The sequence below is a fragment of the Rathayibacter sp. AC182 genome (assembly GCF_979253875.1).
The window spans coordinates 2,229,587-2,248,842 of the sequence record NZ_CEEDEK010000005.1 but is presented as its reverse complement, the minus strand read 5'-3'; the positions used below and the strand labels follow the sequence as shown (position 1 = coordinate 2,248,842).

Sequence of the window (19,256 nt, the reverse complement as noted above, 5' to 3'; positions counted from 1 at the left end):
CGACGGCGAGCTGATAGCTGCCCAGCTGCGCGTGCTCGGCGACCGCGGACTTCGGGGGGATGCTGCGGCCGGTCGTTGAGATCCACGATCGTCACGGAGCCGTCGGCCGCGCGCTCGACGCGGTCGATCGAGCCCCGCACGCGCGCCGGAGGTACTCCGATCTCGAACTGCTGCTCGCGCCCGAGCACCTCTCCTCCCGCCTCGCGGAAGTCGACCAGGTACTCGGCGAGCCCTTCGACCAGGCGCCGGGTCAGCCGCTTCTGCCGCTCGCCCAGCCAGGGCGATTCGAACACCAGCTCTGGCCAGCGCGACTCGAGCTGAGTCCACAGCGTCTCGGTGTCGGGCTCGGCGGCGTTCTCGAGCACCCAGTGCACCAGGGTGCCGACGCCCATGGCCGTGCTCGTGGTCGAACCCGACACGGCATCGACGAACCAGTTGAGCGGCGAGCTCTCGAACGCCTCCAGACGGCTCGGCGAGACCGAGACCGGCCGCTCCGGGTCGTCCAGCTCGAACAGCGGCTCGCTCGTCGAGGGCTCGAGGACGCCGTACCAGGAGGAGGGATCGGCACCGGGCACCTCGGCGAGCGCCAGGGCCCGCAGTCCGCGGATCGCCGCGGGTGCGTCGGGCGAGTCCGGAGTGGTCGCCGTGCGCCGCCAGCGCCGCGACCGCTCCGCGCAGGGTGAGGGGCACCGCCGGAGGCGGCGTCGAGGTGCGGTGCATCGGGAGGCGTGAGCCGGAAGAAGAGGGACGGGGTCTCGTCCTCGCCGGCGACCGCGCTGAGCACGAGCTGCCGGCGGGCGCGCGAGGCGGCCAGTGCGAACATCCGCAGCTCGTCGTCGAGGGTGGCCTTGCGCCCGTCCAGCGGCAGGCCGCCCTCGCCGCGGGCGGCGCGGACGAGGCCGTCGGGGTCGAGCAGGGAGCCGCGCTGCCGGAGGTTGGGCCACACGCCGTCCTGCAGCCGGGCGATGACGACCACGTCGAACTCGAGTCCGACGACGGAGGAGGGCGTGCCGATGAGCACCGCGTCGTCGACCGAGCGCGGCGCCAGGGTGTCCTCCGGGACCTCCGCCTCCGAGGATCTCGGTGACGAAGCCGATCGCGGAGGATCCGGCGGCCCGCTCGACGAAGCGCCGCGCGGCGCTGGAAGAGGGCGACGACGCCGTCGAGGTTGCGGTTCGCCTCGGCGGCGGTGAGCCCGGTGCCCAGGGCGAGCTCGCGCCACGACGAGGCGACGCGGCTCGACTCCCACGCCGACCAGAGTGAGCTCCTCGATCGAGCCGTGCTCGGCGTGGAGGCGCCGCACACGGTCGATGGTGACGGCGAGGCGCTCGGCCTGGCGGGCGGGGGCGGAGTCGATGGTGGCGAAGCGCCCGGTGGCCGAGAGTGCCTCGACCAGCAGCGCGTCGCTGGGGCGGATGCCGTCGCCGGCGAGCTCCTCGGCGCGCAGGGCGAGGAGCCGGAGGCGGCGGAGCCCGAGCCGGTCGACGCCGCCGAAGGGCCCGAGCAGGAGCTCGGACGCGAGCGCCGCATCGAGGGGCCTCTCGCCGATCGCGACGCCGACGAGCACGAGCAGGGCGCGCGCGGCGTGGTCGTCCCGCAGGGCCCGGCCGGCCAGGACGGACCGCGTGGGCACCTCGGCCACGGCGAGCGCCTTCACGAGCGGCTGCACCGCCGCCCCGGAGCGCACGACGACGGCCATCCGGTGCCACGGGACCCCGTCGCGCAGCCGGCGCTCGCGCAGGAGCCGCGCGAGTGTCGCCGCCTCGCGCTGCGGGGGTAGGCGCCTGGAGGACGAGGATCGGCTCCGGGGCGCCCCCCGCCTCGTCCTCGGCGACGGCGGTGCGCTGCCGGCCGGCGGCGGCCGTGCCGATCCTCTGCACGGCGCGCGTGACGAGCGCCCGCAGCTCGGCGCCGTGACGGTGGACCCGCTCGAGGACGAGCGTCTCGGCGCCCTCGACCCCGATGCTCGACGAGAAGCGGCCGAGCGTGTCGGAGGAGGCGCCGCGGTAGGCGCTGGTCGCCACGTCCGGGTCGCCGAAGGCGATGATCGTCACCCCGCGCGCGGCGAGGGCCCGCAGCAGCACGACGGTGAGACTCGCTCGCCTCCTGCAGGTCGTCGACGATCACGAGCCGGAGCGCGGTGATCCGCTCGCCCCCGCCACCCGCGCGGATCGTCTCGGCGGCGAAGGCCGCGAACTCGGCGGCGTCGAGCTTGGTGCCCGCGTCGGGGGACATCCAGTCGACGACCTCCCGGAACTCCTCGAGCACCTCGGCGGCCGCGGCCCACTCGCCCCGCTCGGCGTCGACGGCGAGCGCGCGTACGGCGGCGGTGTCGAGGCCGTGCTCGGTCGCGCGCATGCCGAACTCGCGCAGCTCGGTGCGGAAGGTGCGGAGCCGGAGGACCTCCGGGCCGAACTCGTCCGGCACAGCGCGGGCCCGTGCCCTCCTCGAGGTGGCCCTCGATCAGCTCCGAGAGCAGGACGTCCTGCTCGCCGCCGGTGAGCAGGGTCGGCCGCTCGACGCCGAGCTCCTTCGCGGAGGCGGTGACCGCCTCGAACGCCAGCGACGTCGCCGTGCGCGCCAGCGGCCCCCGCGTCGGCACGCCGATCCGGAGCGCCAGGACGTCGCGCAGTGCGGTGGCGGCCGTGCGACTGGCCGCCAGCACCGCGACCGACTCCGGCGCGTACCGCCGCTCGAGGATCCGGTCGGCGACGAGCTCGACGAGCGTCGTGGTCTTGCCGGACCCCGGGGCTCCCGAGCACGGCCGCGCTCCGCCCGTCCGGCAGGAGAGGACCGCCTGCTGCGAGGCGTCGAGCCGCACGCGCGCACCGCCGGACTCCCGCTCCTGGACGGAGGACGGGGAGGCGGAGGACGAGGCGGTGACGGGCACCCCACCACGCTAGCCACCACCGCCGACACTCCCCGACGACCGGGCGGACGGCACCCGGAGCCCCGATCCGCTCAGCGCGAAACCCGCGTCGGCGCTCTCGCACGGTGCCGTATCGTGACAGCCACGTCCCTCCTCCCGAAAGGCAACTGCTGGTGGAAATCCGTATCGGAATCGTCAACACCCCGCGAGAGCTCAACTTCGAGTCCTCGATGTCCGCGACCGAGGTCGAGAAGACGGTCACCACCGCTCTCGAGGCCGGTGCGAAGGTCCTGCGCCTGCGCGACGAGAAGGGCAAGATCTACATCGTCCCCACCGACACCATCGCCTTCGTCGAGCTCGGCTCCGAGGAGTCGCGCCGAGTCGGCTTCGTCGCCTAGCCCCTCCGGGAACGTCGTGGAGCTCCTCTTCGTCACGATCGGAGGAGTGCTGCTCGGTCTGGCCGCGCGGTACTCGCTCCCGCACCGGCACCTGCACGGCGCCGTGCTCGTCCCGGCCCTCGGCGGCGTCGTCGCCGCCGTGCTCTGGGTGGCGCTGACCTGGGCGGGCCTCCCTTGGGACGGCGGGCTGATCTGGGTCCTCGCACTGGCACTCACCGCGATCGCCGTGGTGGTCGCCGACCTGGCCCTCGGCCGGGCCCGCGCCCGCCGCGACGACGCCTCCCTCGAGGCGATGCTCGCGGGGCGGGTCGCCGCGCAGTAAGAACGCACCACCACGAACGGCGCGGGAGTCCTCGACTCCCGCGCCGTTCGTCGTGCCAGGCCCGCTTCAGGCCGGTGACGGCGCCATCGGCGAGGTGGCCACCAGCGCCTCGGCCATCGCCGCCCGGATCGGCTCCACTATCGGCAGGCGCCCCGCGAACTCCGCCGCGAGCAGCTCGGCCGCCGCGCTCAGGAGGCCCGCCGCCGATGATCACCGCCTCGGCCCCGGCCGCCTCCGCCCGCAGCACCGCCTCGCGCAGCTCGGCGTGCAGCCGGACCGGATCGCGCAACTGCTCCGCGTCCGAGGCGGTGAGGAAGCATCCTGCGTAGTCCCGGGGGTCCCCGGCCGACGCGACCAGCGCCCGCAGCGTCCCCTCGAGCCGGGACGTGGTCGTCGCGATCGCGAAGCGCCGCCCGGTCGCACCGGCCGCGCGCACGGCGGCCGCACCGATGCCGACCACCGGCAGTCCGGTGGCCTCCGCCGCCTCCGCCGCTCCCGGATCGCCGAACGCCGCGACCACGAGGGCCGCAGGGTCGTGCAGCAGCACCGAGCGCCGGGCGGAAGCGACCACCTCGCCGGCCGATGCCGCCAGTGCCGCCGGATCGGTGATGATCGACGGCCCCCGCTCCGCCGTCTCCCCCACGACGTGCACCTCCTCACCGCGCACGGCGTCCCGGGCGATCGCCACGAGCAGCCGCGTGGTCTCGGCCGAGGTGTTCGGGTTCAGGACGACGAGGGTGCGGCTCATCGTCAGTCCTCCGCCATCGGCCGGCCGACCGTCTCGCGCGGGGAACTGCACGGCGATCGCGCAGATCGCGAAGAGCCCGGCCAGCAGGGCGAACATGCCCCCGACGCCCGACGCGTCCAGCACTGCTCCCCGCGAGGAGCGGGAAGAGGCCGCCCGACAGGGAGCCGAGCGCCAGGATCACGGAGGTGCCGAGCCCGCGGATCCGCGTCGGGTACTGCTCAGGAGCGAAGAGCCAGATGGTGGTGTTGAGCACGATCACCGAGAAGTTGAAGAGGAAGCCGAACGCCAGCACCAGCGCGATCGTCGTGCCGAGGAAGCCGAAGCCGAGACCCGCGCCGACGCCCAGGATCGCGGCGACGGTGAGCGTGAGCTTGCGGGGCAGGCGCTGGGCCGCGAGAGCCGCCACGAGCGCTCCGACGAGGGAGCCCGACTGCATCACGAGGGTATACCAGAGGGCGCTGGTGATGTCGAAGCCGCGGGAGGTCAGGATCAGCGGGATCAGGGTCAGCATCGAGATCTGGGCCGCGTAGGACATGCAGACGGCGACACCGAGGGCGATCGTGGTGCGGCGGTGCCGGCGTCCGAAGAGCTCGGTCCACCGGGGAGTCGCGGGGACCGTGACGGCAGCGGCTCCAGCGGTCCCGAGGTAGTCGACCTCCTCCTGGAGCGGCCGGTGCAGCCTGCCCTGAGCGAGCCGGTTGATCACCGTGTTGGCCTCGGCGGTCCTGCCGCGGGCGGCGAGGTAGCGGGGCGTCTCGGGCAGGGCGCGGCGGTAGAGGACGACGGCCAGCGCGGGCACCACGAGCAGACCGAAGAGCCAGCGCCAGCGGTCGTCCCCGGTGAAGACCGAGAAGACGATCACGCCGAACAGCGGCGCCAGCATGTTGCCCAGTCCGGCGGCGGCGACATTGATGAGGCCGACGGCGGTGCCGCGGTGCTTCGCCGAGAAGAACTCGGCCAGCATGATCACCGCGGTCGCGATCTCGCCGCCGAGACCCAGACCCACGAGGAAGCGGGCGGCGACGAGGATCTCGTAGCTCGGTGCGAGCGCGCAGAGCAGGCTGCCGACGGCGAAGACCAGGAGGTTCGCGCCGAGCAGCGTGCGGCGCCCGACGCGGTCCATGACCACTCCCGCCAGCACGCGCCCGAGGGCGACGGCGGTGAACGTGGCGGTGTTGAGCAGCCCGAGCTCGGCTCCCGCGAGGCCCCAGTCCGCTGCGAGCACCGGGCCCGCGACTCCCACCGTGTTCTGCTCGATCGCGTCGAAGAACACCCCGAAGAGGATCATCGCCACGATGCCGACGTGGGCGCCGGTGATCCCGATGCGCGAGTACGCGGCTTCGATGCGGTCTCCCGTCGTCGTCGTCGAGGGCGGCGGGTCCGTGACGGTGCTCATGAGCGAGTCCTTCCGAGAGATGAGGTGCTTGGTATACCGAAGCACGACCGCCACGCTACGGTCGCTCACCCTCCTCCATGTTTCGCCCGCGTGAAATCGCTGTTACGGCTGCCGCCGCGCCTCGCCCGAACGCCCGCTACCCTGTCCCCGTCCCCCCTCCGGTAGACCGAGGAGCAGCGATGCCCGAGAAGACCCCCGTCAAGACGATGTCGCAGTCCGTCTACGAGGAGCTGCGGCGCCGGATCCTCGACGGGCGCCTGCCCGCCGGCGAGCCGATCCGGGAGCGCGATCTCGCCGCCGAGCTCGCGGTCTCGCGCGTGCCGATCCGCGAGGCGCTCCCCTGGCTCGAGCTGGCGGGGCTGGTCACGGTGCGCCCGCGCAGCGGCGCCGTGGTGACCGTCGTGACCCGGCGCGACGTCGACGAGCTCTACGACATCCGCTCGGCACTCGAGCCCCTCATCGCGCGGACGGCGGCCGAGGCGGTCGCCAGAGGGGCGGACGCCTCGGCCCTCGTGGCGGTGGTGACCGACGCCGGAGCGGCCCTCGCCGACGGCGATCTCGCGCGCTTCCACTCCGAGAGCGGCAGGATCCACGGTGCGATCGAGGCGATCGCCGGCAACCGGCTCCTGATCTCGACCATGGGTCCGCTCGACGAGCGCAGCAACCGCCTCAACATCGCCAACATCCAGGCGGAGCCGGGGGTGCGCCACGACGAGCACGTGCGGCTCGCCCAGGCGGTCGCCGCGGGGGACGCCCGCCTCGCCTCCTCCGTCGCGCACGCCCACGTCGAGTGGGGGCGGCAGCGGACGATCGCGACCCTCGCCGACGTTCCCGGCTTCTGGGCGGAGTGACGCGCAGGGCCCGGCGGACGGGATCCCGCGTCGCTCCGCCGGTCGCCGCGCCCTAGGCGGTCAGGCCGAGGGCGTCCATCCGCCGGGTGTGCGAGGCGATCAGCTCGGTGAACACGGGTTCGATGCGCGACTCGTCCGAGTCGTGGTTGCCCGAGCCCATCAGCGCCGAGCGCGCGACCAGGAGGGTGTCGCCGACGAGCCGGCGACCCCAGACGGCCAGCCGCGAGCCGAGACGGTCGTCGGCGGCGATCTCGCGGCGGAGGATCGTGATGAGCCCGTCGATCCCGGTGTCGGCGCCGAGGGTCTGCGCGATGCGCGGTCCGACGTCGCTCGGCAGTCCTCCCGTGAGGCGGATGAAGAAGTCGTCGAGCAGCCCCGCCGTGATGTAGGCCGAGAGCAGCGTCTCGTGCAGGTCCGCGCCCCGCGTCAAGTGCTCGAACGTGTCGATCGCGGGACGGAACGGAGCCATGGCCTCCCACGGCTCCACGTCGCGTCGGCGCAGTTCGGCGACGACCGCATGGTGCTTCGACAGGGCGGTGCCGGCGGCGGCCGAGATCGCCTCCTTGTCGGCGAGGTCGTCGGTGCCCGCCACCGCGCGGGCGAGGGCCTCGAAGATAGCGAGCTGGAGGTAGGCCACCTGCCCGAGGTAGGGCAGGACCTCGGAGGTGAGGTCGGCCAGGTCGACGCGGTCGCGCTTGGCGGACTCGCCCTCGGGGTCAGGCGCGGGGTGTCGCCGGAGGGACGTCGGCGTCGGAACCAGGCTGCCATGGGCCCAGCTTAGAGCGAGGCGCTCCGCCCCGCCGACGCCCTCCGGGGCGCGAGAGGCGGGTGCCGGTAGACTCGCCGGGATGTCACCGGCGCTGGATCGGTGACCCTGCGCCCGGAGTCGTACAGGGGCGTAGACCGTTCGACACGACAGGCGCTTCACTCCCGTGACTTTCTCCGATCTCAACATCGACGACGACATCGTCGCCGCACTCGCCGCCAAGGGCATCCTCGAGCCGTTCCCCATCCAGGAGCAGACGATCCCCCTGGCCCTGCAGAAGCAGGACATCATCGGCCAGGCCAAGACCGGCACCGGCAAGACCTTCGGCTTCGGCCTCCCCCTCATCCAGGCGCTGGGCACCGACCCGGAGCCGGGTGTGAAGGCGCTCATCGTGGTCCCGACCCGCGAGCTCGCCGTCCAGGTGACCGAGGACATCGAGCTCGCGGCCTCGAACCGCCCCGCCAAGATCGTCTCGATCTACGGCGGCAAGGCGTACGAGGGCCAGATCGAGCAGCTGAAGGCGGGCGCGCAGATCGTCGTCGGCACCCCGGGGCGCCTCCTCGACCTCGCCGGTCAGCGCCTGCTGTCGCTCGCGAACGTCCAGGTCATGGTGCTCGACGAGGCCGACAAGATGCTCGACCTCGGCTTCCTCTCGGACATCGAGAAACTGTTCGCGCAGACGCCGCAGACCCGCCACACCATGCTCTTCTCGGCGACGATGCCCGGCGCGATCGTCGCGCTCGCCCGCCGCTTCATGAACAAGCCGATCCACATCCGCGCGACCGACCCCGACGAGGGCATCACGCAGGCGAACATCAAGCACATCGTCTACCGGGCGCACTCGCTCGACAAGGACGAGGTCATCGCGCGCATCCTGCAGTCGGAGGGCCGCGGCAAGACCGTCATCTTCACCCGCACCAAGCGCGCCGCGGCCCGCATCGTCGAGGAGCTGAACGACCGCGGCTTCAACGCCGCCGCCGTCCACGGCGACCTGAACCAGGAGCAGCGCGAGCGGGCGATGGCCGCGTTCAAGGCCGGCAAGAAGGACATCCTGATCGCCACCGACGTCGCCGCCCGCGGCATCGACGTGAACGATGTCACCCACGTCATCAACCACACGATCCCGGACGACGACCAGACCTACCTGCACCGCGTCGGCCGCACCGGCCGCGCGGGCAAGACCGGCATCGCGGTCACGTTCGTCGACTGGGAGGACCTGCACAAGTGGGCCCTCATCAACCGGGCGCTCGAGTTCGGTCAGCCCGACCCGGTCGAGACCTACTCGTCGTCGCCGCACCTCTACACCGACCTCGACATCCCCGTGGGCACGAAGGGCCGGCTCGAGCCGACGCCGATCCCCGCGGAGGCGAAGGCCGACGCCCAGCCCGAGCGCAGCACGCGGCAGCGCGAGCCGCGCGAGCCCCGCGAGGGCCGCGAGGGCCGCGAGCCCCGTCGTCGCAGCCGCGGCTCGTCCGAGCAGACCGAGGCCGCCGCGTCCGATGCGGGCCAGGCCCCCTCGAGCGAGAGCAAGGAGCACCACGACGGCAACAGCGAGCCGCGCCGTCGCACCCGCCAGCGCCGCCGGGGCCCGCGTCCCGACGCCCAGGTCTGACCCGCAGACCCCCTCGACCCCCTCCGCGAGCGATCGCGCGAGGGGGTTCGTCGTCTCCGGAGGGGCGGGCCCGCTCAGTTCCGGGCGGCGGCGCGGATCGCGTCCACCGTCGCGCGCGGCGTCGTGTTCTCGCCGATCCGGTTGGGCTTGCCCGTGCCGTGGTAGTCGCTCGACCCGGTCGTGACCAGGCCGTACCGCTGCGCGAGCTCGCGCAGCCTGCGCTTGCCGTCGGCGGTGTTCTCGCGGTGCTCGACCTCGAGGCCGAACAGCCCCGCGTCGACGAGGTCCGGGAGCATCGACTCCACCACGATGCCGCGGGTGCTGGTGGCCGGGTGCGCGATCACGGGGACGCCTCCCGCCGCGCGCACCAGGCGGACCGCGTCGACCGGATCGGGTGCGTAGTGCGGCCGGTAGTACCCGCCCCGCCAGTCGAGGATCCCCGCGAACGCGGCCGAGGCGATCGGTCGCGAGACCGCGGGCCACGAAGAGCGTCGGCGATGTGCGGGCGCCCGATCGTGGAGCCGGGGGACGTCTGCGCCAGGACGTCGTCCCAGGTGAGGTCGTAGTCGACGGCGATCGCGGTGACGATCGCCTCGGCGCGGTGCATCCGCTCGGAGCGGATCCGCGCGGTCTCGGCGACCAGGCCCGGATCCTCCGGATCGACGAGGTACGCGAGCACGTGCACGCTCGCCCAGCCGACCCGCGACGAGAGCTCCATGCCGGGGAGCAGCTCGATCCCCGCCGCGTCGGCGGCGGCGCGAGCGGCCGCCCATCCGCCGGTCGAGTCGTGGTCGGTCAGGGCGACGCCCGCGAGACCCGCGTCGGCGGCCGCGCGCACGAGCACCTCGGGCGGCTCGGTGCCGTCGGACACGAGGGAGTGGGTGTGGAGGTCGAACCCGCCTCCCGCGACATGCATGCCGCCCATCGTAGACGCGCGTCCTGCGCCTGCGGCCGGGAGGATGCCCTACCCTGAGCCGGGATGGGGACGAGACTGGTGAAGTTCGCGGTGGCCGCTGCAGTGGCGATCGTCCTGCTCGTGGCGACCGCTCCCGGCTTCTTCGGACTCGCCCGCGAGGCCCCGTTCGCGCAGCTCGTGTCGTTCCGCCTCGGGACGGCCCTCGGCGCCGTCGTCGTGGCCCTGGTGGTCGTCGTCGTGGCGGTCCTCGATGCCGCCCGTGCGCCGCCTCGCCCTCGCGCTGGCGGCCCTCGGAGTCGTCTTCGCCGTGGTCCTCGCGGGGCTGCAGGGCGTGCGGGGCTACGAGGACAGCGCCCCTCGCGCGCACCGCCTCGCCGATCTGCGCATCCTCACCTGGAACACGCTGGACTCGGTCGCCGTCGCGGACGTCGTCGCGCTCGCGGACGAGAGCGCCGTCGACGCCCTCGCCCTCGTCGAGGTCTCGGAGGCACCGGCTCAGGAGATCGCCGCCGCGCTCGCCGCCGCCGGCCGCCCGATGACCCTGCACTACGCCGCGGGCGGAGGAGGGATCGCCGGCACGGCGCTCCTGCTCGCCCCGTCGCTGGGCGCCTATGCGGTCGATCCCGGCAGCACGCCGACCGGCACCCTGCCCTCGCTCGTCGTCCGGCCGGACACCCCCGAGCGCCCGGTGATCGCCGCCGTTCACGCCGCACCGCCGATCCCCGCCCTGATGGCCGACTGGCGCAGCGACCTCTCGCGCCTCGCCGCGCTCTGCAGCACCGAGGAGGACGTGGTCGTGGTCGGCGACCTCAACTCCACCCTCGACCACTGGTCCGGGCTCCCGGGTACGGCCGACCTCGGCGGCTGCAGCGACGCGGCCGCGCTCGCGGGCGGCGGCGGCACCGGCACCTGGCCCGCCTCCGTCCCCGCCGCGCTCGGCGCCCTGATCGACCACGTGCTCTTCTCGGGACGCCGCGAGGTCTCGGGCTACGTCGTCGTCGACGACCGCGACGACGCCGGGAGCGACCACCGCCCCGTGCTCGTGCAGCTGTCCGTGCGGGGCATGGTCAAGGACTCCTCCTGACCCCCTCCTCCGCCCGCCGAGGAGGAGAATGGGGTCATGACGAACACGGACGAGCAGACCACCCCGACGCCCGACCCCGCCGCAGCACCCACCCCCGCGCGACCGCGAACCGCTCGACGACCCCCGCCTCGGACCGCTTCCGCGACTTCATCGCCGCGGGCTGGGCCGACCGCGAGGAGCCGCTGCCGGAGCCCCGCGAGCAGGCCTCCTTCGCCGCCTCCCGACGCGACCGGCTCTCGGCGCTGCACCTCGGCGAGCGCGTGGTCGTCCCCGCCGGGCGGCTCAAGCAGCGCGCCAACGACACCGACTACCCGTTCCGCGCGCACTCCGCCTTCGCCTGGCTGACCGGCTGGGGCGCCGACTCCGAGCCGGGCGCCGTCCTGGTGCTCGAGCCGGGCGAGTCGGGCCACTCGGCGGTGCTCTACTTCCGCGAGCGCGCCGGACGCGACTCCGACGAGTTCTACGCGAACCCCGAGATCGGCGAGTTCTGGATCGGCCCCCGTCCCTCGCTCGCGCAGGTGTCGGCCGACCTCGGCCTCGAGGCCCGCGGCATCGACGAGCTCGACGCCGTGCTGGACTCCGCGGACGACGTGGCCGTGGCCGTCCTCCGCGAGGCCGACCCTCTGGTGGCGGAGCGCCTGGCCGGGCGCACCTCCGCCGACTCGGACGCCGCCCTCGAGCGGGACCTCAGCGAGCTGCGGCTCGTCAAGGACTCCTACGAGATCGCCGAGCTGCGCGCCGCGGTCGACGCCACGGGCCGCGGCTTCGAGGACGTGCTCTCGGATCTGCCGCGCATCATCGCCCACGAGCGCGGCGAGCGCCTGATCGAGGGCGTCTTCAACGGACGCGCTCGCGCCGACGGCAACGCGGTGGGCTACGACACGATCGCGGCGGCCGGACCGCACGCGTGCATCCTGCACTGGACCCGCAACGACGGACCGGTGCGCCCCGGCGAGCTCGTGCTGCTGGATGCCGGAGTGGAGCAGGAGAGCTACTACACCGCCGACATCACCCGCACCTTCCCGGTCGACGGCGTCTACACCGACGCGCAGCGCCGGGTGCACGAGACGGTGCGGGAGGCGGCGGACGCGGCCTTCGCGATCGTCCGCCCGGGCATCCGCTTCCGCGACGTGCACGCGGCGGCGATGGCCGTGATCGCCCGCCGGACCGCCGAGTGGGGTCTGCTGCCGGTCAGCGCCGAGGAGGCGCTCGAGGCCGACAACCAGCAGCACCGCCGCTACATGGTGCACGGCACGAGCCACCACCTGGGTCTCGACGTGCACGACTGCGCGAAGGCCCGCCGCGAGATGTACCTCGACGGAGTCGTCGGGGCCGGCATGGTCTTCACCATCGAGCCCGGCCTCTACTTCCAGCCCGACGATCTCACCGTGCCGGAGGAGCTGCGCGGCATCGGCGTCCGCATCGAGGACGACGTGCTGGTCACCGAGGACGGCGCCGAGAACCTCTCGGTCGGCATCCCGCGCTCCGCCGACGAGATCGAGGCGTGGATGGCGCGGCTGGCGGGCTGAGTCCGGCCCCCGATCGTCGGGTCGGGCGGTTCGACGAGCCCGTCAGGCGGCGAGCGCCTGCGGGACTGCTCGTGCCGCGGCGAGACCCTCGAGGAGCGCCGCGAGCTGACCGGCCGGCGCCTTCGGGTCCTCCGGGTGCCACTGCACGCCGACGATCGGCGCGCTGAGGTGCTCGATCGCCTCGACGACGCCGTCCTCGGCGCGCGCCACCACCGAGAGGCCCGGGGCGAGCACGTCGACGGCCTGGTGGTGCGCGCTCTGGACCGCCAGGACCTCGGCGCCGAAGAGTCCGGCGAGCGTCGAGGCGGGAGCGATCTCGACCGCGTGGCCGTGCATCCGCTCGTGGGCGGGAGCGGCCGCGTTGACGTGCGCGGCACCCGGCCCGAGATCGGGGACGAGCGTGCCGCCGAGGGCGACGTTGACGATCTGGAGGCCGCGGCAGATGCCCAGGAGCGGCGTGCGCCGGGCGAGAGCGCGGTGCACGAGGGCGATCTGCGCCTCGTCGGCCCGTTCCGCGTGCGGGCCCTCGCCGGGATAGCCCCGGTCCGCTCCGTAGCGCTCGGGGGCGATGTCCTCGCCGCCGGCCAGCACGATCGCGTCGGCGCCGTCGGTCTCGGCGAGGAGGCGGGCGGCGCCCAGGTCCTCGGCGGCGTAGCGCTGCGCCTCCCAGCCGAGCTCGCGGGCGAGCGTCAGCAGCCGGCCGTTGAGGATCTGCACGTAGGCGTGGTAGTCGTCGCGGCCGGGGCGGGTCCAGGCGACCTCCACGATGGCGAGCGAGCGGGTCATGCGCTCCATCCTGCGCGGGGCGCGGATCGCGGTCGAGTCGGGGCGACACGCTCCGTAACACGGGGGCCGTACGATCACGGAGTGACCTCCGCTCCCCCGCCCCCGCCGGAGCGGCCTGCAGCGCGTCCGTGCCGACGTCTCGGTCCTCGCCGGCCTCACCTCGGAGCGGCAGGTCCGCCCGTTGCGCGAGGCCGCGGACCGCGTGGCTGCGGACCCGGAGGCCGACTCCGACGCCCTGCTCTCGGCGATCGAGTCCCTGACGGCGCTCCTCGCCCGCGCGGAGGCGCAGCTGAGCGGACTGGAGCGCTCGGTGCGGGACGATCTCGCCCGGGCCGACACGCTCTCCGACGTCCGGACCGCCGCCCAGGTCTCGTCGGCCGCCGACGTCGCCGTCGCGGGCGCCGCCGCGCGGGCGCTCCTGCTCGACGCGGACGAGGCCCGCGCGGCAGGGGCGCGCCACGATCCGGCGGCGGTCCTCGCGCTGCTGCTCGAGGCCGACGCCGCGCTGGACGCGGTCGTCGCCGGATACCGCGATCCGCACGCGCAGGCCGAGCGCCAGCTCATGCTCTTCGAGGCGGCGCGGACCCGCGGCCAGGCTCGGCGCCGACGCCGTGGCCCTCCTCGCGCTCGTCCACGGCGACAGGATCACCGCGGCGCCCCGGATCCTCGCGGAGGAGACCGGCGAGCAGCTGGCCGCGGCGGCGCGACTCGCCGCCGGGGATCCGGCTGCGGCTCTCGAGCAGGCCCGGGGGGCGGCCGACCGCTCGCGCTCGGCTCTGGACGAGGCGCTCGTCGATCTCGACGGCCCGCCGGCGGCCGTGCCCGCCACCCCGGGCGCCGACGCCTCACTAGGGCGCGCTCCCGACGGTCTGAGGGTCCCGCGTGCCGCGTGCCATAGTGAGGGGCATGGCGTCCTTCCTCGTTGTCCCGCAGTGGCAGGGTTCGGCGTCGACCCGCGCGATGCGCCTGGTCGACGGCGCCGAGAGCGATCCGCCGGCGATCTGCCCTCCTCCGCCACCGTCGCCGTCGAGATCCCCGCCGAGGCGGGCGACGCGCAGGACACCGGGATCCGCCGCTACGCCTCCGTCGCGACGACCGCCGAGCGGATCCGCGAGGCGCTCGCCGAGCCGGCCCGGCCCCGTGATCACGATCCGGGGGCGACTGCGGCGTCGAGTTCGCCGCGATCGGCCACGCCGTCCGCACCGCCGAGGGGCCGGTCGCACTCGTCTGGCTCGACGCGCATCCGGATGCGAACACCCCCGCCACGTCTCCCAGCGGCGCCTTCTCGGGCATGGTCCTCTCGGCCGTCCTCGGCCGCGGCGTCGGCCTGCTCAGCGCGGGCGCCGGGGAGCGCGTCGAGGACTCGAGGCGTCGTCCTCGGCGCCGTGCGCTCGATCGACCCGGGCGAGATCGAGGGACTCCTCGAGCGCGGTGCGCAGAGCCTCTCCGCCGACGAGCTCGATCCCGAGTCGCTCGTCGCGGCCGTCGAGGCCACCGGCGCGCGCTCCGTCTACGTGCACATCGACCTCGACGTCCTGGACCCGGCCGAGATCGCCGGGCTGTTCGACCCGGTGCCCTTCGGCGTCCCCGCGGCCCGGCTCGTCGCGAGCCTCGAGAGCGCTGCGCGCCCGCTTCCCGCTCGCCGGCGCCGGAGTCACGTCCTTCGCCCCCGTCTCCCCCGCGGCCGCGGTCGACGACCTGCCCACGATCCTCCGCCTGCTCGGCGCGCTGGCCCGCGGGGCCTGAGCGACCACTCGGAATGCGGACCGTCGGACGGCGCGATGTCGGCGGCACCGGGCAGGATGGTCGGACGCGACCGAGCGGAGGACCGACGTGCGAGAGCCCAGCGTGAGCGAACCCCGCGAGAGTGAGCCCCCAGTGAGCGAGCCCCGCGAGAGCGAGCGGGGCGCGAGCGGCGAGCGACCGCGCGTGCGCACGGAACGGCGCGGGCACGTGCTCGAGATCGTCCTCGACCGCCCCGAGAAGCGCAACGCCGCCGATCTCGCGATGCTCACCGCCCTGGCCGGGGCGTACGGCGAGCTCGACCGCGACCCCGAGCTGCGCGTCGGCGTCGTCCTCGCCGCGGGCGAGCACTTCACCGCCGGGCTCGACCTCGCCGACATCGGCCCGCGGGTCGCCTCCGGCGGACTGGACTTCGTTCCCGAGGGCGGCCTCGACCCGTGGGGACTGCGGACCCAACCCGTGTCCAAGCCCGTGGTCATCGGGCTGCAGGGCACGTGCCTGACGCTCGGCATCGAGCTCGCTCTCGCGAGCGACGTGGTGGTCGCGGAGGAGTCGACGAGCTTCGGCCAGATCGAGGTCGCCCGCGGCATCCTGCCGTTCGGCGGCGCCACGCTGCGCTTCCCGAGGGCCACCGGCTGGGGCGACGCCATGCGGTGGATCCTGACGGGCGACTCCTTCGACGCCGCCGAGGCGCACCGCATCGGACTCGTGCAGGAGGTCGTCAGCGACGGAGCGGCCGCCGGCGCCGCGCGAGCGATCGCCGAGCGGATCGCCGCCCAGGCGCCGCTCGCGGTGCAGGCGGCCCTCGCGAACGCCCGGCTCGCCCTGTCCTCCTCCGACGACCAGGCGGCGCGCGCTCTGCCCGCCGAGCTCGCCCGACTCGCCGCCTCCGAGGACGCCGGCATCGGACTGCGCGCCTTCTCCCTCACGGACGACCGCGGAGTTCACCGGACGATGAGCGACGAGATCCTCGCCCCCGCGGCCGCCACCCGACCCGCCACGGCCTCCCACTCCGCCGAGCAGGCCTCCTCGCCCGAGTCGCGGCAGGAGCGCGCCGCCCGCCAGCTCGAGGTGCGCCTGCGCTACGGCGACCAGGTGTGGGAGCTGCGGGAGGTCGACCACTTCGCCGTCTTCTCCCGCGCGAGCCGAGCCCGACGGGCCGGGCGTGCGCTCGTCGCCTCCGGCTACGAGATCGCGATCTCCCGGCTGCGGCTTCGGCACGTCCTCGTCGCGAGCCACCACGCCGCGGTCCACGAGGAGGCCACCACGGCGTTCCTCCGCCAGGTCATCGACGCCGTCGAGAGCGAGGGCGGCCGCTACGACGGCTGGCGAGCCGAGATCGTGCCCGCCCACTGACCTCCCGCCGGCCGCGCCGGCACCCCTGCCGGGACGGAGCGCCCCGGCCAGCAGTCACGGGCGGACGCCCGAGAAGGATCCGGACACCATGAGCACCGAGAAGACCCCCGCCGACGAGTTCGACCTCATCGTCATCGGAGCGGGACCCGTGGGCGAGAACATCGCCGACCGGGCCGTCCAGGGCGGCCTCACCGCGGCGGTCGTCGAGAGCGAGCTCGTGGGCGGCGAGTGCTCGTGCACTGGGCCTGCATGCCCTCCAAGGCGCTGCTCAGGGCCCCCATGGCGCTGCGGGCCGCGCGCGACCTTCCCGGCGCCGCGCAGGCCGTGACCGGCGGCGTCGACGTCGCCGCGCTCCTCGCGCACCGCGACTCCGTCACGAGCGGCTTCGACGACCACGGCCAGGTGCAGTGGCTCGAGGAGCGGGCATCGAGCTGGTGCGCGGGCACGGTCGCCTGAGCGGCGAGCGGGAGGTCACCGTGACCACCCCGGACGGCACCGAACGCGTCCTCCGCGCCCGGTCGGCCGTCGCCGTCGCGACCGGCACGACCGCCGTCGTCCCCGATATCCCCGGACTCCGCGACGCCGCTCCCTGGACGAGCCGCGAGGCGACCAGCGCCGAGACCGTGCCGCCCCGGCTCGTCGTCATCGGCGGCGGAGTGGTCGCACTCCGAGATGGCCACCGCGTACGCGGGGATGGGCTCCTCCGTCACCCTGCTCGCGCGCAGCGGACTGCTCGCCCCCTTCGAGCCCTTCGCCGGGACGCTGGTCGGCGACTCGCTCCGCGGGCTCGGCGTCGACGTCCGCCTCGGAGCCTCGCCCGCCTCGGTCGAGCGCCGCGCCGACGGCACCGTCTCGGTCGTCCTCGAGGACGGCGGCACCGTCGAGGCCGACGAGATCCTCGCGGCCACCGGCCGGGCCCCGCACACCCGCGACGTCGGACTCGAGACGGTCGGCCTCGAGCCGGGCTCGTCCTCACCGTCGACGACACGATGCTCGTGCTGGACGCCGACGGTGCGCCGATCGGCGGATCCACGCCGTGGCTCTACGGAGTGGGCGATGTGAACCACCGCGCCCTCCTCACCCACCAGGGCAAGTACCAGGCCCGCGCGGCGGGCGACGTCATCGTGGCCCGCCCACCGGAGCCGAGGTGCACGACTCCCGTGGGGCGCGCACGTCGCGACGGCCGACCACGAGGCGGTGCCCCAGGTCGTCTTCACCGATCCGAGGTCGCCTCGGTCGGCCTCACCGCGGCGGCCGCCGAGAAGGCCGGCTACCGCACCCGCGTCGTCGACTACGAGATCGGCTCCGTCGCCGGAGCCTCGCTGGCCGCGGTCGGCTACACGGGCACCGCGCGCATGGTCGTCGACGAGGACCGCCGCGTCGTGCTGGGCGTCACGTTCGTGGGCAAGGAGGTCGGCGAGCTCCTCCACTCGGCCACGATCGCGGTCGTCGGCGAGGTGCCGCTGTCGCGGCTCTGGCACGCCGTCCCCTCCTGCACCCCACGATCAGCGAGGTGTGGCTGCGCCTGCTCGAGACCTACGGTCGCGAGAGCGCGTGAGCACGCTCCGCAGGGCGGTCTCTCGGCCGTCGCCCTCCATCCCGCGATCACCCGCCCCGGGTACCTCTTCGGGTGCGCGGTGGGGCTCGCGTGGGGCGCCGTGTGGAGCACCGGCCGGATCGAGCGCCGGAACGGCCTCGTGGTCTTCCGCGGCATGCCGGACTGGTCCTACGGCCGAGGCGGCTCGTGCGTCGGCACGAGCTACTTCACCGGCACCAACGCCTCCGACCGCGTCCTCGAGCACGAGGCCGTGCACAAGCAGCAGTGGAAGCGCTACGGGATGTGGTTCCCGTTCGCCTACCTCGTGGCGGGTCGCGATCCGCTGCGCAATCGATTCGAGATCGAAGCCGGTCTCGAGAAGGGCGGATACCTCCGTGGTCGCTGACATGAAGGGGCGCGTCGTCGTGCTCACCGGGGCGAGCTCCGGGATCGGGAGGATCGCCGCGGGCGAGCTGTCGCGTGCGGGGGCGACCGTCGCGGTCGTCGGCCGCAACGCCGAGCGCACCCGCTCGGTCGCCGCCGATGTCGGAGGAGTGCCCTTCGTGGCCGACTTCGACCGGCTCGACGACGTGCGCGCGCTCGCGGGTGCACTCCTCGAGCGATTCGACGGGATCGATGTGCTGGCGAACAACGCCGGCGGTCTCGTGTCGGAGCGGGGGGTGTCGGCCGACGGGTTCGAGCGGACGATCCAGAGCAATCACCTCGCGCCGTTCCTGCTGACCCGCCTGTTGCTGCCGCGCGCCTCATCGAAACGGGCGCCTCCCGCCCCGGGCGCGCGTCGTCTCGACCGCGAGCGTCGCCAACCGGTTCGGGCGCCTGGATCTCGAGGACCTCGACCGGAAGAAGGGGCCGTGGCTGGGCGGATGGCGCGCCTACGGCACCTCCAAGCTCGCGACGATCCTGTTCATCCGCGAGCTGGCCGAGCGCCTGCTGCCGACAGCCGTGGACGCCTACTCGTTCCACCCCGGATTCGTGGCCACCGGCTTCGGCGCCGACTCCCGTCTGATGAAGACGCTGCAGACCCTGACCTCGGGCTCCTACGGCATCACCGCCGAAGCGGGGGCGGTGCCGCTGATCACGCTCTGCTCCGAGCCCGACGTCGGAGCCGCGAGCGGCACCTACTTCGACGGCCTGAAGCCCGGGCGCCGTCGCACCCCAGGCCCGCGACCGCCGCCTCGGCACCGACCTCTGGGACCTCTCGAGCAGCCTGGTCGGCGTGCCCCCGACCCTCTGAGCTCCTCCCGCACCCCTCCTGCAGGCGTATGCCTCGCAGAACCTCAGCTGCGGAGGGGCCCGACGGCTGACAGCCGCGAGCCCCCTCC

Annotated in this window: 19 protein-coding genes and 6 pseudogenes; 17 read left to right on the top strand and 8 right to left on the bottom strand. The window is 74.3% G+C overall.

Annotation, left to right across the window (positions count from 1 at the left end; genetic code table 11):
- Positions 1–134: 134 nt before the first annotated feature.
- From AC0CII_RS23925 to AC0CII_RS23915, 3 genes and pseudogenes are all read right to left on the bottom strand, one after another.
- Positions 135–419 (bottom strand): annotated as a pseudogene (locus AC0CII_RS23925) (PD-(D/E)XK nuclease family protein); the annotation flags it as partial.
- A gap of 410 nt (positions 420–829) precedes the next feature.
- Positions 830–1,699: pseudogene (locus AC0CII_RS23920) on the bottom strand (ATP-dependent helicase); the annotation flags it as partial.
- A gap of 351 nt (positions 1,700–2,050) precedes the next feature.
- Positions 2,051–2,890: a UvrD-helicase domain-containing protein gene (locus tag AC0CII_RS23915; protein WP_465230796.1), complete on the bottom strand. Its 840-nt coding sequence runs from the start codon at positions 2,888–2,890 to the stop codon at positions 2,051–2,053.
- 152 nt (positions 2,891–3,042) lie between these two features.
- Between AC0CII_RS23915 and AC0CII_RS23910 the strand changes: the two genes are divergently transcribed.
- Both AC0CII_RS23910 and AC0CII_RS23905 read left to right on the top strand, forming a co-directional pair.
- Positions 3,043–3,267: a DUF3107 domain-containing protein gene (locus AC0CII_RS23910; RefSeq protein WP_055793661.1), complete on the top strand. Its 225-nt coding sequence runs from the start codon at positions 3,043–3,045 to the stop codon at positions 3,265–3,267.
- A gap of 16 nt (positions 3,268–3,283) precedes the next feature.
- Complete coding sequence (locus tag AC0CII_RS23905) at positions 3,284–3,589, top strand: hypothetical protein (protein WP_465226231.1); 306 nt, start codon at positions 3,284–3,286, stop codon at positions 3,587–3,589.
- On the opposite strand, the gene AC0CII_RS23900 is transcribed toward AC0CII_RS23905, so the two are convergent.
- On the bottom strand, positions 3,480–4,337 hold the full coding sequence (locus AC0CII_RS23900) for an aspartate/glutamate racemase family protein (RefSeq protein ID WP_465230795.1): 858 nt from the start codon (positions 4,335–4,337) through the stop codon (positions 3,480–3,482). The genes AC0CII_RS23905 and AC0CII_RS23900 overlap by 110 nt on opposite strands.
- Complete coding sequence (locus AC0CII_RS23895; protein ID WP_465230794.1) at positions 4,246–5,733, bottom strand: MFS transporter; 1,488 nt, start codon at positions 5,731–5,733, stop codon at positions 4,246–4,248. The genes AC0CII_RS23900 and AC0CII_RS23895 overlap by 92 nt, the downstream gene beginning before the upstream one ends.
- A gap of 179 nt (positions 5,734–5,912) precedes the next feature.
- Here AC0CII_RS23895 and AC0CII_RS23890 point away from each other — a divergent pair, with 179 nt between their 5' ends.
- Positions 5,913–6,584: a GntR family transcriptional regulator gene (locus AC0CII_RS23890; protein ID WP_465230793.1), complete on the top strand. Its 672-nt coding sequence runs from the start codon at positions 5,913–5,915 to the stop codon at positions 6,582–6,584.
- Between the two features lie 52 nt (positions 6,585–6,636).
- On the opposite strand, the gene AC0CII_RS23885 is transcribed toward AC0CII_RS23890, so the two are convergent.
- Positions 6,637–7,512 (bottom strand): ferritin-like fold-containing protein, encoded by an 876-nt coding sequence (locus tag AC0CII_RS23885; protein WP_465230792.1) that lies wholly within the window; start codon positions 7,510–7,512, stop codon positions 6,637–6,639.
- 4 nt (positions 7,513–7,516) lie between these two features.
- Here AC0CII_RS23885 and AC0CII_RS23880 point away from each other — a divergent pair, with 4 nt between their 5' ends.
- Positions 7,517–8,962: a DEAD/DEAH box helicase gene (locus AC0CII_RS23880; RefSeq protein ID WP_465230791.1), complete on the top strand. Its 1,446-nt coding sequence runs from the start codon at positions 7,517–7,519 to the stop codon at positions 8,960–8,962.
- 74 nt (positions 8,963–9,036) lie between these two features.
- Here AC0CII_RS23880 and AC0CII_RS23875 read toward each other — a convergent pair.
- Positions 9,037–9,878 (bottom strand): annotated as a pseudogene (locus AC0CII_RS23875) (PHP domain-containing protein).
- A 259-nt stretch (positions 9,879–10,137) separates the two neighbouring features.
- Between AC0CII_RS23875 and AC0CII_RS23870 the strand changes: the two are divergent.
- Positions 10,138–10,962 carry an endonuclease/exonuclease/phosphatase family protein gene (locus tag AC0CII_RS23870; protein ID WP_465231078.1) on the top strand — a complete coding sequence of 275 codons (825 nt, stop codon included), beginning with the start codon at positions 10,138–10,140 and terminating at the stop codon, positions 10,960–10,962.
- Positions 10,959–12,491: an aminopeptidase P family protein gene (locus tag AC0CII_RS23865; protein WP_465231077.1), complete on the top strand. Its 1,533-nt coding sequence runs from the start codon at positions 10,959–10,961 to the stop codon at positions 12,489–12,491. Before AC0CII_RS23870 ends, AC0CII_RS23865 begins: the two co-directional genes overlap by 4 nt.
- Positions 12,492–12,533: 42 nt before the next feature.
- On the opposite strand, the gene AC0CII_RS23860 is transcribed toward AC0CII_RS23865, so the two are convergent.
- On the bottom strand, positions 12,534–13,277 hold the full coding sequence (locus AC0CII_RS23860; RefSeq protein WP_465230790.1) for a gamma-glutamyl-gamma-aminobutyrate hydrolase family protein: 744 nt from the start codon (positions 13,275–13,277) through the stop codon (positions 12,534–12,536).
- 202 nt (positions 13,278–13,479) lie between these two features.
- Between AC0CII_RS23860 and AC0CII_RS23855 the strand changes: the two genes are divergently transcribed.
- The 11 genes and pseudogenes from AC0CII_RS23855 (at position 13,480) to AC0CII_RS23805 (ending at position 19,238) form a co-directional block, all read left to right on the top strand.
- Positions 13,480–14,175 carry a hypothetical protein gene (locus AC0CII_RS23855; RefSeq protein ID WP_465230789.1) on the top strand — a complete coding sequence of 232 codons (696 nt, stop codon included), beginning with the start codon at positions 13,480–13,482 and terminating at the stop codon, positions 14,173–14,175.
- Positions 14,176–14,460: 285 nt separating this feature from the next.
- Positions 14,461–14,529: pseudogene (locus AC0CII_RS23850) on the top strand (hypothetical protein); the annotation flags it as partial.
- The gene (locus AC0CII_RS23845; RefSeq protein WP_465231076.1) at positions 14,525–15,148 is read left to right on the top strand and encodes an arginase family protein; all 624 of its coding nucleotides are present in this window, start codon (positions 14,525–14,527) and stop codon (positions 15,146–15,148) included. The pseudogene AC0CII_RS23850 and the gene AC0CII_RS23845, both read left to right, overlap by 5 nt.
- A 58-nt stretch (positions 15,149–15,206) precedes the next feature.
- Positions 15,207–16,376: a crotonase/enoyl-CoA hydratase family protein gene (locus tag AC0CII_RS23840; protein ID WP_465230788.1), complete on the top strand. Its 1,170-nt coding sequence runs from the start codon at positions 15,207–15,209 to the stop codon at positions 16,374–16,376.
- Positions 16,377–16,464: 88 nt separating this feature from the next.
- Positions 16,465–16,704 (top strand): hypothetical protein, encoded by a 240-nt coding sequence (locus tag AC0CII_RS23835; protein ID WP_465230787.1) that lies wholly within the window; start codon positions 16,465–16,467, stop codon positions 16,702–16,704.
- Positions 16,701–16,832 (top strand): hypothetical protein, encoded by a 132-nt coding sequence (locus AC0CII_RS23830; RefSeq protein WP_465230786.1) that lies wholly within the window; start codon positions 16,701–16,703, stop codon positions 16,830–16,832. The genes AC0CII_RS23835 and AC0CII_RS23830 overlap by 4 nt, the downstream gene beginning before the upstream one ends.
- A pseudogene (locus AC0CII_RS23825) lies at positions 16,784–16,984 on the top strand (pyridine nucleotide-disulfide oxidoreductase); the annotation flags it as partial. The gene AC0CII_RS23830 and the pseudogene AC0CII_RS23825, both read left to right, overlap by 49 nt.
- A gap of 64 nt (positions 16,985–17,048) precedes the next feature.
- Complete coding sequence (locus AC0CII_RS23820) at positions 17,049–17,438, top strand: FAD-dependent oxidoreductase (RefSeq protein WP_465231075.1); 390 nt, start codon at positions 17,049–17,051, stop codon at positions 17,436–17,438.
- A pseudogene (locus AC0CII_RS23815) lies at positions 17,366–17,803 on the top strand (pyridine nucleotide-disulfide oxidoreductase); the annotation flags it as partial. The gene AC0CII_RS23820 and the pseudogene AC0CII_RS23815, both read left to right, overlap by 73 nt.
- Positions 17,804–17,980: 177 nt before the next feature.
- The gene (locus tag AC0CII_RS23810; protein WP_207404052.1) at positions 17,981–18,319 is read left to right on the top strand and encodes a Fe-S oxidoreductase; all 339 of its coding nucleotides are present in this window, start codon (positions 17,981–17,983) and stop codon (positions 18,317–18,319) included.
- 1 nt (position 18,320) lies between these two features.
- Positions 18,321–19,238 carry an SDR family NAD(P)-dependent oxidoreductase gene (locus AC0CII_RS23805; RefSeq protein WP_465230785.1) on the top strand — a complete coding sequence of 306 codons (918 nt, stop codon included), beginning with the start codon at positions 18,321–18,323 and terminating at the stop codon, positions 19,236–19,238.
- The last annotated feature ends 18 nt before the right edge of the window (positions 19,239–19,256 follow it).